This window comes from Desulfobacter vibrioformis DSM 8776, from assembly GCF_000745975.1.
GTDB lineage: Bacteria > Desulfobacterota > Desulfobacteria > Desulfobacterales > Desulfobacteraceae > Desulfobacter > Desulfobacter vibrioformis.
In genome coordinates, this window is record NZ_JQKJ01000019.1 from 46,162 (window position 1) to 61,410 (window position 15,249).

At 46.0% G+C, this 15,249-nt stretch carries 16 protein-coding genes; 1 reads left to right on the plus strand and 15 read right to left on the minus strand.

From position 1 onward, the window contains the following. A complete protein-coding gene (locus tag Q366_RS12850; RefSeq protein WP_169742965.1) occupies nt 1–2,331 on the minus strand; it encodes a bifunctional diguanylate cyclase/phosphodiesterase in 2,331 nt (776 codons plus the stop codon). A 321-nt stretch (nt 2,332–2,652) separates the two neighbouring features. Between Q366_RS12850 and Q366_RS12855 the strand changes: the two genes are divergently transcribed. Beyond that, the gene (locus tag Q366_RS12855) at nt 2,653–4,401 is read left to right on the plus strand and encodes a DEAD/DEAH box helicase (protein WP_035239559.1); all 1,749 of its coding nucleotides are present in this window, start codon (nt 2,653–2,655) and stop codon (nt 4,399–4,401) included. On the opposite strand, the gene Q366_RS12860 is transcribed toward Q366_RS12855, so the two are convergent. The 14 genes from Q366_RS12860 to Q366_RS12920 all read right to left on the minus strand — a co-directional run bounded on the left by Q366_RS12860 (nt 4,398) and on the right by Q366_RS12920 (nt 15,062). After that, nucleotides 4,398–5,915, minus strand: coding sequence for an alpha-amylase (locus Q366_RS12860; RefSeq protein WP_211251892.1), 1,518 nt, complete (start codon nt 5,913–5,915; stop codon nt 4,398–4,400). The genes Q366_RS12855 and Q366_RS12860 overlap by 4 nt on opposite strands. 42 nt (nt 5,916–5,957) lie before the next feature. Next, on the minus strand, nt 5,958–6,773 hold the full coding sequence (locus tag Q366_RS12865) for a lipase family protein (RefSeq protein WP_084691823.1): 816 nt from the start codon (nt 6,771–6,773) through the stop codon (nt 5,958–5,960). 74 nt (nt 6,774–6,847) lie between these two features. After that, nucleotides 6,848–7,276 carry a thioesterase family protein gene (locus Q366_RS12870; RefSeq protein ID WP_035239564.1) on the minus strand — a complete coding sequence of 143 codons (429 nt, stop codon included), beginning with the start codon at nt 7,274–7,276 and terminating at the stop codon, nt 6,848–6,850. A 100-nt stretch (nt 7,277–7,376) separates the two neighbouring features. Then, nucleotides 7,377–8,093: a class I SAM-dependent methyltransferase gene (locus tag Q366_RS12875; RefSeq protein ID WP_035239567.1), complete on the minus strand. Its 717-nt coding sequence runs from the start codon at nt 8,091–8,093 to the stop codon at nt 7,377–7,379. 266 nt (nt 8,094–8,359) lie between these two features. Further along, nucleotides 8,360–8,698: a cupin domain-containing protein gene (locus Q366_RS12880; protein ID WP_051958035.1), complete on the minus strand. Its 339-nt coding sequence runs from the start codon at nt 8,696–8,698 to the stop codon at nt 8,360–8,362. Between the two features lie 184 nt (nt 8,699–8,882). After that, nucleotides 8,883–10,022: a PrpF domain-containing protein gene (locus Q366_RS12885; protein WP_035239571.1), complete on the minus strand. Its 1,140-nt coding sequence runs from the start codon at nt 10,020–10,022 to the stop codon at nt 8,883–8,885. Between the two features lie 197 nt (nt 10,023–10,219). Continuing rightward, a complete protein-coding gene (locus Q366_RS12890) occupies nt 10,220–10,561 on the minus strand; it encodes a DsrE family protein (protein ID WP_035239574.1) in 342 nt (113 codons plus the stop codon). A 144-nt stretch (nt 10,562–10,705) separates the two neighbouring features. Further along, the gene (locus Q366_RS21325) at nt 10,706–10,981 is read right to left on the minus strand and encodes a hypothetical protein (protein ID WP_211251893.1); all 276 of its coding nucleotides are present in this window, start codon (nt 10,979–10,981) and stop codon (nt 10,706–10,708) included. Beyond that, a complete protein-coding gene (locus tag Q366_RS20915; RefSeq protein WP_281175494.1) occupies nt 10,974–11,138 on the minus strand; it encodes a hypothetical protein in 165 nt (54 codons plus the stop codon). The genes Q366_RS21325 and Q366_RS20915 overlap by 8 nt, the downstream gene beginning before the upstream one ends. A 46-nt stretch (nt 11,139–11,184) precedes the next feature. Beyond that, nucleotides 11,185–11,397 (minus strand): hypothetical protein, encoded by a 213-nt coding sequence (locus Q366_RS12900; RefSeq protein ID WP_035239579.1) that lies wholly within the window; start codon nt 11,395–11,397, stop codon nt 11,185–11,187. A 135-nt stretch (nt 11,398–11,532) separates the two neighbouring features. Continuing rightward, complete coding sequence (locus Q366_RS12905) at nt 11,533–13,437, minus strand: GmrSD restriction endonuclease domain-containing protein (protein ID WP_035239582.1); 1,905 nt, start codon at nt 13,435–13,437, stop codon at nt 11,533–11,535. Between the two features lie 48 nt (nt 13,438–13,485). After that, nucleotides 13,486–14,478: an alpha/beta hydrolase gene (locus Q366_RS12910; RefSeq protein WP_051958036.1), complete on the minus strand. Its 993-nt coding sequence runs from the start codon at nt 14,476–14,478 to the stop codon at nt 13,486–13,488. Between the two features lie 81 nt (nt 14,479–14,559). After that, nucleotides 14,560–14,823, minus strand: coding sequence for a Txe/YoeB family addiction module toxin (locus tag Q366_RS12915; RefSeq protein WP_035239584.1), 264 nt, complete (start codon nt 14,821–14,823; stop codon nt 14,560–14,562). Continuing rightward, nucleotides 14,820–15,062, minus strand: a complete 243-nt coding sequence (locus Q366_RS12920) for a type II toxin-antitoxin system Phd/YefM family antitoxin (RefSeq protein ID WP_035239586.1) — start codon at nt 15,060–15,062, stop codon at nt 14,820–14,822. Before Q366_RS12920 ends, Q366_RS12915 begins: the two co-directional genes overlap by 4 nt. Nucleotides 15,063–15,249: the final 187 nt, after the last annotated feature.

Sequence of the window (15,249 nt, forward strand, 5' to 3'; positions counted from 1 at the left end):
TTATATCTTTCTGACAGGTGAAATAATGAATTCCCGGATTTTGTTTTCAGACACCGGACGGCTGAAAAGATATCCCTGGACCTGCTCGCATCCGGCCACCCTGAGGCTGATCAGCTGATCACTGGTTTCAACGCCTTCGGCCACAACGGTTAAGTTCAGCTTTTTAGCCAGCGTAATGGTTGAAGATACAATCGGATTGTCATGGTAACTGTTCCGGATATCCTGGATAAAACTTCGGTCGATTTTAAGGGAATTCACGGGAAGGAAACGAATATGCTCCAAGCTTGAGAACCCTGTGCCGAAATCATCCAGAAAAATTTTCACGCCTTTGTCAAACAGCGCCTTAAGGTTGTTAATCACAATGTCCCTGTCATCGATAAAGGCGTTTTCAGTCACTTCGATTTCAATATATTTAAATGGTATATCATGCTGTTTAAGAATGTTTTGAAACCGGTTTGCATACGCCCTGTCCTTGAGTTCAAGCGGAGAAACATTGACAGCAATGGGGATAAGATCCATCCCGGCAGCGCGCCAGTTGTTCAGCTGCCGGCAGGCCGCCTCAACAACCCAGGCCCCGAGATCCATGATCAGTCCCGTCTCTTCGGCAATCCCAATGAAATCCGGAGGAAAGATCATGCCATGGTGGGGATGCCGCCAGCGGATCAGGGCCTCAAGACCGACCACCCGGTAGTCCTGCAGCCGGACTTTAGGCTGATAGTGCAGTGTAAACTCCCCCTGGGTTATCGCCGAAGGCATGCGCTGTTCAAGTGCAAATTTCTCAACAGATACGGTATTCAGGCTTGGATCAAAAAAACGGTACTGCCCCCGGCCTGATTTTTTGGCTTTATACATTGCCGCATCCGCATTCAGCAGCAGGGTTTCAATATCTTCCCCATCCCTGGGGTAGACAGAGATACCGACACTTGGGCTGGTAATGATCTCATGGCCGTCCAGGTCCGGACAGGGCTTTGAAACAACGGCGGTGATATTTTCAACCACCGTGGCAATATCCCGTTCCCTGGCAACCTCCGTGAGCATGACAACAAATTCATCTCCCCCGAACCTTGAAACGATATCTGATTTCCGGGTACACATTTTCAGCCGCAGGCTCACCTCTTTTAACAACAGATCCCCGATATGGTGGCCAAGGGTGTCATTGATCTTTTTGAACCGGTCAAGGTCGATAAACAGAACAGCATAACAAAACTTGTTGCGCTTTGCCTGGAGAATGCTTTTTTCAGCCAGAGAGATAAACAGGTTCCGGTTATAAAGTTCGGTGAGCGGATCAAAAGAGGCCGCTCTGCTTGAGGCTTTATGCTCTTTCTCCAGATTTTGTATCAATCTTTGATTTTCCTGGTTGAAAAGGGCCAGGGCATCCAGATACGCCTGGTTCCGGTTGATCATTTTAAAAAGAAGGACAATGCCTGAAAGCCCCAGCGAAGTCAAAATAATCAGGACCCAGAGCAGCCGGTTCCGATATTGATTAAAATCTGAAAGAAACTCGTCCTGTCCGATACTGATGGTAATCATAAAAGGATAATCATGGACACGCAGGTATGTCAGATAGCAATTTCCAAAATCGGAATACCTGCCGTCCCTGAAACCGGAGACCCCGGAAATTGATCCTGCCGGCATCATTTTTACCGGCGAATTTCCAACAACCAGTCCGCCGCTTTCAAACCGGGCCACCTCTTCCCCCTGATCATGTTGTACCGTTATCGTGCCGGTCCTGCCGATATCAATATTCTGTAAAAGATTCAAAAAATATCCGAAATCCATCTCAAGGAGCATGGCACCTTTAACTGCAGCACCGATTCCGATGGGAAACAGGAACGGCACCTGCCAGGAAATATTGGACAGCCTGTTATCCCGGGGCATCACTACGGGCTGGCCTGAACCCAGCATTTTTTCAATCTGTTCTCTTATCTTATCCGGCCGGTCCCCGCTTCCGGGAGAGGATTCATAAAAGGACCTGCCGGACAGGTCATAAAGAACAATTCGGGTAAACGTCCGTTCACCGTAGAGGAAACCGGTTATATCTCCGGAAGGCGATTTTGTTCCATCAAACCATTTTGATGCAAAAAGCTCAATCGTATGCCGCTGTTCAAGAATCTGGAACAGATTTTCAGCCAGGACCCCGGCCAGATTCTGCTGTTCGCGTTCAAGACCGGCCACAAGCTCTTTTTTATTTTTATCCACCTGAAATAAAAACAGGCACCAGGCGAGCATAATCAGAACCGTACCCAAGGCGATAATCCCCTTTTTTAAAAACCGGGAATCAAATCCCACAGGATTAAGCACATCCCTATCAAGGAAATCAGGTATTTTCATATTCAGCCTTGCGTATCCTGCACCACCTGTATTCATAACCCGCTTGCACCATCCAGCCCAACAATATGCGCATCAGTATATAATAGCAATATTGGTACCAAACTTTCAATTATTTCCAGACAATTTAACACAAATCTAATACGCCTGAACCCGCGCCTTATCCATACTCCGTCTTTAAAAGACCCTATCGGCAAGATCCAGGGAATGAATAAACAACTTGCATTTTTTTAAAAATTCGTATATTTATAAACGTTTTGTTTTGAGTTAATATTCATATTCAGGGCTGGCTGCGCCGGCCTTTTTTTGCTTTTAAGGAAAACCATGTCCCATAAAGATTTAAACCAGGCCGGGTTCGGTGAAATGAACTTGAGCCCGGATGTTTTTGCGGCTTTGCAGACGGTTGGTTACGAAACACCGACACCGATCCAGGCCATGACCATTCCCCGTATGATTGCGTGTAAAGACCTGCTGGGTCAAGCCAGGACCGGAACCGGAAAAACAGCGGCCTTTGCACTGCCGCTGCTTTCCCGGATTGATCTTAATAACAGACGGCCCCAGATTCTTGTGGTCACCCCGACCCGGGAGCTTGCCATCCAGGTGGCCCAGTCCTTCAAGAACTATGGCGTAAACATGAAGGGCCTTAATGTTCTGGCTGTATACGGTGGGCAGAGCTATGGTCTCCAGTTAAACCAGTTAAAACGGGGCGTCCATGTGATTGTGGGAACACCGGGCCGCCTCATGGACCATATGCGGCGAAAAACCGTCTGCCTTGCCGATCTTACAGGCCTGGTCCTGGATGAAGCGGACGAAATGCTGCAAATGGGATTTATTGATGATGTTGAATGGATTTTATCCCAAATACCCCAACCAACCCCGATCGCACTTTTTTCCGCCACCATGCCGGCCCCGATTCAGAAAATTGCCGGCAAATATCTTAAAAATCCTGAAAAGATTATTATCCGCCATGATTCAGATGTCACCAGCACCATTCATCAAAAATTCTGGCTGGTGAAACATGTAAAAAAAAGTGATGCGCTTGTCCGTATACTTGAAGCCTCGTCCCATGATGGCGTCATCGTATTTACCAGGACCCGGAATGACACAATGGACCTGACAAAAACCCTGGAAGAAAAAGGATTCAAAGCAGAAGCCCTGAACGGAGACATTGCCCAGGCAGCCCGGGAACGGACGGTGAACCGGTTGAAAAACGGGAATATTGATATTCTTGTGGCCACGGATGTGGCGGCAAGGGGGCTTGATGTTGACCGGATTTCCCACGTCATCAACTACGATATGCCCTCTAAAACCGAGCCCTATATTCACAGAATCGGGCGGACCGGGCGGGCCGGACGAACCGGTGAAGCCATTTTATTTGTACAGCCAAAAGAAAAATGGATGTTAAAACAGATTGAAAAAGCCACCCGCCAGAAGGTTGAAGAAATGACCCTGCCCTCCAACAGGGAAATCAATAAAAAACGGGTGGATGATTTTAAAAATAAAATTTGCCAGACCATCGGCACCGAAGATGTAAGTGCGTTTACGGATCTGGTGGAGACCACCGCAAAGGAACAGGATATTTCAATTTCCCAGGTGGCTGCGGCCCTGGCAAAGATGCTCCAGGGCAATACACCGTTTCTGCTTGAGGAGAAGGTTGACAGGCCTGCCGCAAAAAAGACCCGTGCAAAAACCGGAAAAAAAGCCAACGCGCCTGTTGCACCAAAACAGACCAAAGCACCCATGGCAGCGAAACAGACCAAAGCACCTGTTGCACCAAAGCAGAACCAGGCACCTGGCCGGCTTCACCTCCTCAATAAAATTGCGCCTGCCGAAAAGGGGATGGAACGATATCGCATTGAAGTGGGTTACAAGCATGGCCTTAAACCCGGCGATGTTGTCGGTGCCATTTCAAATGAATCCGGTCTGGAAAGCAAGCTTATCGGCGCCATCAATATTGACTATGATTATTCTCTGGTGGATCTGCCCTTTGGCATGCCTAACACCATCTTTAATCTGCTGAAAAGGACCTGGATCAGATCACAGAAGATGTCAATTTCGAAATATGCCTGCTAAAAAGAGACAGGAATCCAAACGGAGATACTTCCCCCGGACACGGGGAACTCTCCCCATCCGTCGGCGTTTATAGCAACCGTGGTGCCGTCCATGTTACCCAGGGCGTCGCGATACTGCCCGTTGGCGTGGATTTTCCCTGGTTCCAGCCACATCGTTCCGCCGCCGCCGATGGAAATGACGGCTGCCAGACCGGAGCCGGGGTGCCCCGCGGCGCCCTCGCGTGTCCAGCCAATCATGTGGGCATGCTCGAACCGGTCACGCTGACAACCGTAGGCGTGTGACTGTCGAAGTTCCATAAGCCGCGGCAGATGAGGGACGGGAACCATGTTGATTTCGTATTCCTTGCCGTCCCTGCCCTTGTCTTTGTACTTTGCCCCAAACCAATCCGCGTAGAAGACACAGGGGTATCCGTCTTGCCGCAGCAGGATAAATGCATAGGCTGCGGGTTTGAACCACCAGTCCACAGGGGACTCCAGTGACTGGAGGGGCTGACTGTCATGGTTTTCCACGAACGGGACAGACAGGGCCGGCTGATCTTTGGTGAGCGTGCCATCCAGGATTGTCCTCAGGTCGTAGTGCCCATTGGCCCGGGATATATAGTGAAACTTCATATGAAGCGGCACGTCAAATAGGGACATCTTGCCATGCGTGGATCTGATGTAATTGTGCAGCTCTTCCACATTGCTTGACCAATATTCGCCCACTGCAAAGAACCCGCTCTTTGCATTTAAAGAGGCGACCCGGCGCATGTGGTCCAGCCACTCACGAAAGAAACTGAATTGAATATGCTTGACAGCATCAATCCGAATACCATCAATTCCGGTGGTCTCCAGGTACCAGCGCCCCCAGCGGGCGTATTCCGTGCGGACCTCCGGGCAGTTCATATCCACATCCGAAAACATGAGATAATCGTAATTCCCATTTTCCCCGGAAACCATCTGGTCCCAGTCCTTGCCGCGATTCGTGAACTTGAAAATCGCTTTTTTATATAAGTTCTCGGCCCAGTCCGTGCCGTCGAAGCAATCGTAATTCCATGTAAAACCGGAATATTTTCCCGCACGCCCCGGAAAGGTGAATTCCGTCCACGCCTCGATCCAGCAGTCCGGTTTTTCCGGATTGACAATTTCAAAGCACCGTTCGTCTCCTTGCACTTCCACGGCCTTCACCCACTCGGTGCGATCCGCGCCGCCCTTGTGATTAAAAACGATGTCTGCGTAAACCTGCAGTTTCTTGTCGTGCAGTGCCTTAATCGCTTCAAGATACTGGACACGGGTGCCGTACTTCGTGGGAACCGAACCTTTCTGGTTGAATTCCCCCAGATCGTACAGATCATAGACACCGTACCCGACATCGTGTGCGCCGGCCTGCCCCTTGTACGCAGGCGGCAGCCAGACCGCACTAAACCCGCAATCCCCCAAGGTTCGGGCCGAATCACGCACCTGGTTCCAGAACGTTCCATCATTGGATGTATACCAATGAAAATACTGCATCATCACGCCATTCATCTGAGACATCGTAAAACGTCCTCCTTTTTTTCCGAGATTAAGAATCCAATATCAGATTTCCTGATCCCATGTTTCAACTGCTGACAGATAGTTTGCCATATCATGATCTTCGATCCCGTCAATCCCTTTTTCCTTCAGGGCGTTAAAGGCACCGTCAAAATAGTCTATGAATTTGAACCAGAATCCGGGTTCCCGGGAAATTTTTTTCTCTTCCGAGATATACAGATAGGAGCCCACATGGCTGTAGCCCATTAAACGGGCCGGCACCCGGGTGACAATGTCATTGTTGTTATGAAACCTGAAAAACCGCTGCTTGCACTCCATATTAAACACCTGGGCAGTAGTCCGTGTCATGGCCCGGGGCTGGCCAAAGGTGTATACGCTGGTAAAGGGCTTGTCTTCGTGTATATATCTGGCTGCGGCAATGGTGGCCATGGCACCGCCTAAACTGTGCCCGGTAAAAAAAATAGGCCGCCTGCCCTGCTGCTGCAGCTCCCGGCATTTTGCATCCAAAGGAAGCCACACATCTTCGAGGGATTTCCAGAAACCGCGGTGAAACTGGCCGAACAGGACGCTTGTGGCAAAGGCATCTATGTTGTCCATCCAGTCCTTTAGTTCATTGGTTCCCCGAAAAGCCATGCACAAAAAGTTTTCATGCTCGACCACCGCTGCCTGGGCACTGTTTTTATCAATCCCGTACACAGAAATAAATTTGTTATCATCCTGTTTCAGGTTCATTAAAATCCGGTCTTCATCAGGCATCTGGTTTCCTTCGGATTTTTTTAAATACACTTCCTTTGCAATCCGCGCCATCCAATAGGCATTTCCTTCATCCAGAACGGTTTTGTACGGTGATACGTTTTTCATTTTTCCTCCCGTCATTAACCTGCTTCAAAGAAATTAACCAACCAATGTTCAGCGTGTCGGTGTTGCAGGGCGTGTTATATCCCAGCTTTTTTCAATTTGCCGTTTATTCTGTTATCAAATTTTTCCTTGTTGATGATAAAGCGTTCATGCTTGCCGCGGGTAATGGTATCAAAATTATCATGGGCCTCAACATCGAATACCAACCGTTTTCCATCAACCTCTACAAGCTTTGTTTTTACAGTAACAGTTAACCCAGGCGGTGTTGCTGCGACATGACTTACGTTGATATGCGTGCCAACGGTTTGTTCTTCAGGCCAATTAAGGTGGGGGTTAATTGCCTGGATACAAGTCCACTCAATTAATCCAACCATATATCCTGTCGCAAATACGTTTGGCATCCCCTGAAATTCATCGGCTTCCGGATACAGGGCGGGAACCAGTTTTGACTTGGTAATTGTGAATGAAAAGCTATATTCTATACCTGGTTTTAGGCTGTCTTTCATATTTACCTCCTGAGAATAACCAAAAGTTGAGACCCGAACGTTTTTTACGCGTCGATTCTCAAACGACTTGTTATCTTTTCTTTTAAATTTTTCAAAAACGCTATTTAAAACCGCCAAACAGGCTGAAAATGCCATGTTTTAAAAAGCAATCCACCTCTTTAAAACCAATTTGTGTTAACGCTTGTAGTTGAGAACCAAGTGTGTCCGGCATATTGTCTGTATTTTTTTTGTACTGGTCAGGAATTCCAACTAAATTTTCGCTCATTTCTTTGTCTGGATGTTCTTTTATCCATTGACGCCAAAGCGACAAAAACCAGTTTTCAATTTTTGTCGAAACCGGAGCAACAACATCATAATGTGCAAAGCATCCTCCTGGAGATAAAAGTTCATAAATATATGAATATAAGCGCTTTTTATCCTCCGATGGTAAATGGTGAATAGCCAGTGAAGAATAAACGAAATCAAAAGTTTGGTTCAGCAACTGGCCGGAAAATAAACTCTGGAAGTTTGCCTGAATGAAATTGATATTTTCCTTTTTTCCTAAACGTTTTTGGGCCGCTTCAAGCATTTCATTTGAGCCATCTATAAGTGTTATGCTTGTGGGGGAAAATGTTTTCAATAATTCCTCTATAAACAAACCGTCTCCACAGCCAAGGTCTAATACATTATTTTCGCTTTTTGCATCAAAGAAATAGCCATAGAGTGATTTTGCGGTTCCAATAAATTCACGCCGGAAAGGCAGGTAAATATTGGCTTTATCCCTATAGTTCCGGGAAAATTCTCTATTGGTCCATCGTGTTTCTTCAAATTTTGACATTTATATTCCCTTTAATTGCCTGATAGTTTCTTTGCATGCTGAAAGATAACGTATTTCTCACCGGCCGGTGTGTAACGGCAGCGGAATACCGGTCAGGTGCAGAAAATGGTTAGCGGACTTGTTATTGAGAGAAGGATGTTTTCGCAATGTAACAGTGCATATAATCAATGGTACTATCTTCCTCCCTGTTTGCTGCTGGTCTCTGTTTTTGCCGTGCTAATTTTTAAATTTTGTTGAATTAGGTATCATGTCCCCGGAATTCTATGTTAAATTTTTCCAGATTTAAAGTAACTATCATCATTAAGAAAATGAAATGAAATTGCATTAGTGATAAAGTATCCCGAGTGAGGGGTGTTTTCCGGAACGAAAAAAGTATCACCTTTTCTATATATTGTTTTTTCATTTCCGATGGTAATCTCAAATTCACCATCAACGACAATTCCCCATTCCGCAGCATGCGTGTGAGTAGGAATCTGCGTACCGGCTTTAGCTTCAAAAATAACTGCCTGATTTGATGTCCCCTGGATAAGATGGCCGCTTATGCTATTTGTAGGTGTGATTATTTTGGGCAACTCTTTAATAATTTGTGGTAACTCTTCACTCATTGTAATTCCCTCGTATAAAATTTTTTTCGATTTCTTCCGCGGATGACTTCGCTCTTATGAACTTGCTCAACGGTTGAACGATAGTTTCTCCTACATTGCCCAGAGCCCGCAGGGCGGCAGGTAATGTCAGGTGTAAACATTTGTTGGAAAACTTTAATCCCATACAAGTGCAGCTTGAAATCTATTAACATTGGGACAAACCGTAAACGACAGAGTGTCCCTTCATAATAGTTTGTGCACTTCTCTTGTATACAATCCTTTCAATTTCATTGCTTTTAAAATAAAGTTCAATTTCAAGAATCCCTGCTGGATTTTCGATTTTCACCGTGCAGCTATTATTTAACGGTTTTAAATTGTTTTTATCAGACATCAGGTTATGCGCAATTGTGCCTTCGAGAAGACAGGCGGCTGCCAAACATCCGCCACCTGACACAGCAAGAGAATTATGAGGTTTTTGGGGAGTGAAGTATCTGACATGAATATCACCACCTTTCAAAGGATCTGAAATAAAACATATTTTCGGTATCGTCTCACTATGTTGTAATTCTTCCTTTGTCATCAACGTACCATCAGCTTTTCTAAGTTTCATTTTTAATCCAGCTTCCATCCAAATTTTCTGAAGCTTTTTATACAAAACTCCGTCAGCCTTTAATTCATCAACACTCTCGTAGCCTGTTTTATTAACATCATTCGCTTTGATAATTACCATGGGAACATTTACGTCCAGGCATGATGCTTCGATACCCTCTATCAGGTCAATTTTTTTTCCTGTGGGAAAAAGCTTTCCTGTTTTTGCACCAGCGGGATTTTGTAATTCCAATTTAATCTCCGGGTACCTGCCAATTACCCCTGGTATTTCTATGTGGTCTACAATCTTGTTATTAAAGACATTAATATATGCATGAGTCAGCTTCCCTGTATTTGTGTTAAAAATCTCAACCGTGTTTATTCCGTTTTTTACATCTATTTGTCTTGTTTCCAGCAGATAAAGGGGAATGGCTGATGACATATTTCCACAGTTAACACGCCAATCAATGCTGCTTTTATCAGCAGCGAACTGGGCCAGGGTGCTTTTTACTTTCCGTTTTTCCTTACTGACCACCTCCACAATAAATAGCTTATTGCTTGTCGGTATAACACGCCCAAGGCCGGTGATCTGGTTATTACCGGGTATATTAGTTTCTGGAATACCCATAACTTTGCGAATTAACTCATCTCGTGTTTTCTCATCAACAGGAAGATCGTCCTTATTTATTACAACGCCTGTAGATGTGCCACCACGCATATGATAGAGCGGAATTTCACATGTTTCAAAATTAGTCATAATTTAATTGCTTTCCAACTTTTCAAAATCACCGGCTTGCCCATGTGCATTTTGATTGTTAAATATTCTTCCGATTTTTCTATATAACCGTTATTCGGCCCCGAAAAATGGGGGATAGGCCCCAAATAAAAATTTTTTAAGAATAATTACTGCTATTCAAGTTGGTTATCGGTTATCATGACCAGACCCCATTAAGTCTATATTGTTAAAATATGAGCATTGTTTCTTAACAATTGGGTCAATGGTTCACCCCAATATTTAATTTCTATGTTAAGCAGTTCTAATTTCTCTAAAAGTCCAAGGTGTTCAGCACATGATTTACAAGCTGAAATATGCACTCCCTCCAATTCTGCTTCTTCGATAAGTTCTTGTATTTTTATATTTTCTGCAACCAACTTTGCGGTTGCTCCCCAAATAATGACGGTTACCTCATTCCACCATTTTTTTCGTTTTGAATTGATCCCATACATAAAAACCATCATTTCTGCGGTTATCAAATTATCATTTGTCCAGAGGATGTATAATTGATTCTCTTTCATAGTTTAAAATGGAGTCCTTCCTTTTGCATTTGATGTTTAATGTTGCTAATCAGTCGCGCGTTTTTTTGTGTCGGCTGCATTGGCCTCAACATCCGTTCAATGGCCGGCGTCTGCTTGTCGCCCTTTTCAAGTTTTGCCAAATATTCAGATGGCACCACGCCACCGATGATCCGGTTGGTACGGAATGACAACGCCGGAACATATTGCCTCAAGCACCAATTTTTCAAATTTGCCCGACCCTGTCACGCTATCAGGATATTCTTCCATCCAACGCAAGAGATCCGCTGGAATCCAAGGCAAAGGCGCATCCGTATCAGCCAACGTTACGAACTTGGCTTGATCCTGAAGTGAGAAAGCGCAATCAACACATACTGCAAAAAGAAAGTGATCCGGCTTCAATGATTTGCGTTGACTATACATAATGATCGGGTTTTCTCGGACCGCTGCCGAGGTCGAGCACTCGGGTCTCCGTTTCCAGACGCAGCGCCGCGCCGGGAGTGGCGAGCTTTTCGGGTGAGAACGGGTTATGGATGCGGTGAGCACTTTCGGTGATGTTGAAGATCCGTGGAATATCCAATGTAAAAAATCTCCTTTTGCCTTGTTATGTGTGCTTGAATCACAAATCAACTGTCCAAGACGCTTTGAAGTTCACTTCCACAACGGCTAACAAACTTATTATACTGGCCTTTAGTTAGAAACAATCTATGAATTCCGGCTTGTTTTTGTTGGCCCTTATCTAAATTTTGTTTTTGGTCGAAGCCAACTTTAATGATACCCAATGAATCAAGGTCAATCTCTATAAAATAGCGAGTATCTTCATTTTCAATTCTGCTCATCAATTTTGCCTCCGTGTGTGTTTGATTTTATGCGATCATTCCTGTTTTAAACACATAACGTTGCTGATCAGCCGCGCGTTTTTTTGTGTCGGCGGCATTGGCCTTGTTAAATATTATTGCCGCTGTTTTCATGAATCACGTTGGGATCACCATCCCGGCCTCGACCATATCTGCATCGGCCTCAACATCCACGCCTTCTTCCTGCTCCCCGCCCACGTAGGTTGCCTTACCAGTGGCTTGCCCGATCAGGTCCAGCAGGCGTTTTTGCCGGTCAGCCATAAAGGCTTCAAATTCGTTGCGGCGCAAGATGTCCGGGTCAATCAGGTGCGAACGAAGATAGGAATTGAGCCTCTCCCGTTCAATGGCCGGCGTCTGCTTGTCGCCCTTTTCAAGTTTTGCCAGATATTCAGATGGCGCCACGCCACCGATGATCCGGTTGGTGCGGAATGACAACGGCGTCTTGTTGATGATCGAGTCATAAACGGCTGGCTTGATGCCCTGCTTCTTACACCAGTCCTGGGGGAAGATGTGGTGAATGTCTACGTTTTCACCAAAGAAAACCGTGTGATCGAATTTCTGGCCGGAGCGAAAATCTTGTGCCCCTTCTTTCATCAATAGCGCGTTCATGCCCTTGTAGGCCGCAGACAACCGCATGCGCATTGTCTTAAGCCGGTCGGCGCGGAAAGTGGTCTCACTCACCGTTGTTGGCTCCGGCCCTCCTTGCAGCCAAGCCGGTACTTCGGTAAAATCTTTGGCAATCCGCGATTCGACTGCCGAGCCATATAGCTCGCCGAACACACCGTTCCAGTACCATTGCACAAGCTTGGCCCGATTGGCCTGGTGCTCCCATGCCTCGCCGATGTCGGCGATGATGGCAGCCAGCGGCACGATCTGTGATTGGTAGGGCAAATCAAAAATGCGGTAGATGTGCAGCATGTGGAGAAACTTTGCGGCCTGCATAAAGCCATGCTCGACTTTTTTCTCATAGTGCTTGTAAGCGATTAGCGGCAGGCTCAACAAGGCCTGTCGGTTACCAGTAACGAATGGCAGTTCTTTGCCCTGTTTGCCGGTGCGTTCTGCCTCTCGGCGGCGCTCCCGCGTGTAGAATAGAGAAATAGCCTGCAGAAAATCAGTGTTGCTGACATTAGCGATGATTCCCGTTTCCGAATCAGCCGGTCGCAGCGTATCCACAAAGCGCCGATGCCGGCCTTTTTGCATTTCATCACCGTACCAGTCCTTGCGTAGCTCGTGGCCGTCGGCAGCATACATCGCCGTCACCAGCTCAAAGGCGTCCAGTGGCTTGCCACCGGTGTTGACCTTTTCGAACACCACGCAGACTGCCTCTTTCGATGTGGAGCGATCGAGTGAAATCACCGGCACCCGGTAATACTTGAAATTCTCCAGCACCTCACGCTTGAACTTGCGGAAGGTCTCACGCACGGTTTCATTAGCGTCACCCTTCCAGTATTGAGCGAAGCCGTCCTGCCAGCGGTCCCAGTCGAACACCTGGGTCACCGGGAACGTCAGCTCAGCATATTCCTGCTCGGGCGTGGACAGGTTGGTCACCACCTCGCGGCCGAAATTGGTTCGGATGATCCGATCCTCCGGCACGCCCAGGATTGCCTCTTCGCGGTCGATATTCGGGTCCAGCGCCTTCCGGATATCAATGTAGAACCAGCGTTTCACCTTCTTTTTTTTCGGCGTCACCGTCTCGACGACCTTCCTGCGCAGCGTCACCTGATACAGCGATGTCATGCGCTGCTGGCCATCCAGCAACAGCGAATGCGGTGAAACCTGATTTGCCGCCGCAGGCGCGCCCTCAACCGGTCGGGGTTTGAAATTCACCTCCCCGCCCGAATCCAGCGACATCAGCGCACCCACCGGAAAGGCACGCGACACTGAGGCAATCAGACTTTTGATCCGATCTTCGTCCCACACCCAGCTGCGCTGAAAATCCGGCAGTTGCAGTTCTCCGCGATGGCAGTCCTCCAGCAATTTATATAGATCGTAAGGATTAGTCTGAAAGGTTGATCCGGCCATGAATTTGTTCCTCTCTATATAGTGGTGGCATGATTATCTCTAACGTTGCTAATAAGCCGCGCGTTTTTTTTTCGGCGGCTGAATTAGCCGATTATGCTTATTATCTTTCATGATAAAATCAGTGATTGTTTCAGCCAGATCAGTGTTTATTGGTAGATCTGGTTGATTATAGGTTGCGATATTATGCATTCGATCTGATTCAGAGTTTTTGAAAATATGATTCATTCCTTTGATAAATTTCAATTGTGAGTTCGGATTTGCCTTGGCAAGTATTTTTGCATCATCTTCACATACTTGGATGTCGGTTGAACCTTGGATAATCAACACAGGCATTTTTAGATTGGCAATTTCCTCGGCTGGATCATATTTGAACCAAGAAATCATATATGGCTGCACACTGGGCCTTAACAGAGAATATAATAGCGGATTAACACCATCAACTGTCTCCCCTTGCCTAAGTTTATCAATAATGGGCAGTGCGATATTCAAGACCTCGGGTGGTTGGGACTTGAGCTGTTCAATTATGGTCTTATCTGCCGAAAGGCCAGGGCCTGCAATTGAGATGAATTTATCAATGCCGTTCTTTCGAGCTGAAATCATTCCAATTAATGAACCCTCGCTATGTCCGATTATTATTACCCTATTAAACCTCTCATCTTTCTTTAGTAATTCAGCCCAATCTTGCGCATCTGATATGTAATGCTCGAATCGCAATTCATCTTCTTTTTCACCGGCTTTCTGACTTTTTCCGATGCCTCTTTTGTCATATCTCAATGTTGCAATGCCGTTTTTTGACAAAGCCTCTGCCAGCATCTTTAAAGAATTATTCTTCATTGCAGGATTATTGCCGTCTCTGTCTGTCGGTCCCGATCCGGCGATAATCAACGCGACTGTAACTGAGTTCTTTTCATTGGGAACAATAAGAGAGCCTTCCAATGTCCCTGTTTCGGTTTCAAGTTTAATGATAGTTTCTGATTGGTCAGCAAATAAACCGCTTGTCATAAAAAGAGAGAGCAGCACAGTAAAGAAACATATTTTCATATTCTGTCCTTTTTAGAGCATAGTAAACGGTTCAGATTTTGGCTCGTTGCGCTCACACAATCTAACCTTATTGGTTATGTGTTACTCGTAATGGGTCCACATACGAAGAATTTTTACCGTATGCTCTTCATCAAGAACTTGGTAGACTAAACGATGTTGTATATTAATTCTTCGCGAATATGCCCCTGATAAATCTCCAATTAATTTTTCATATGGGGGGGGCACTTGAAAAGGGCTTTGTTTAAGGACTTCAATTAGCGTGATAGTTTTTTTCTTAAGACCAGAGGATGCTATTTTTTTAGCATCTTTTTGGGCCTGTTTAGTGAAAATAATTTTCCATTTCACCAGTCAAGTTCCTCGCTACAGTCTTCTATAGGCGTTTTGAGACCTTCAAGTATAGCCTCTCTCATACCGGGGATATTAACCAGAAACATTGTTTCTTGTATGGCTTTCCAATCACCTTCGGATATAAGAATAGCATTCCCTCTTTTTCCGGTTATTGTAATGGGCTCATGAGTTGATGCTGTTTCATCAATTAGCCTGTATAATTGTTGTCTTGCTTCTGTAGCAGTTAAAGTTGCCATGTTGCACCTCATTGTTTTGTTGCACTTCATTGTTTTTTACAAGGTACGTCATTGCGTACGCTTTGTCAAGTTGTAACACATCTCGCGGTAGGAACGCCAGTCACCCAGCGCCCCCCGCACAGTCCCGGACGTGCGGTTTTCCCGCATCCGGTTCTTCGGTTAGACTCGCTTCCGCGCGGACCTTCAC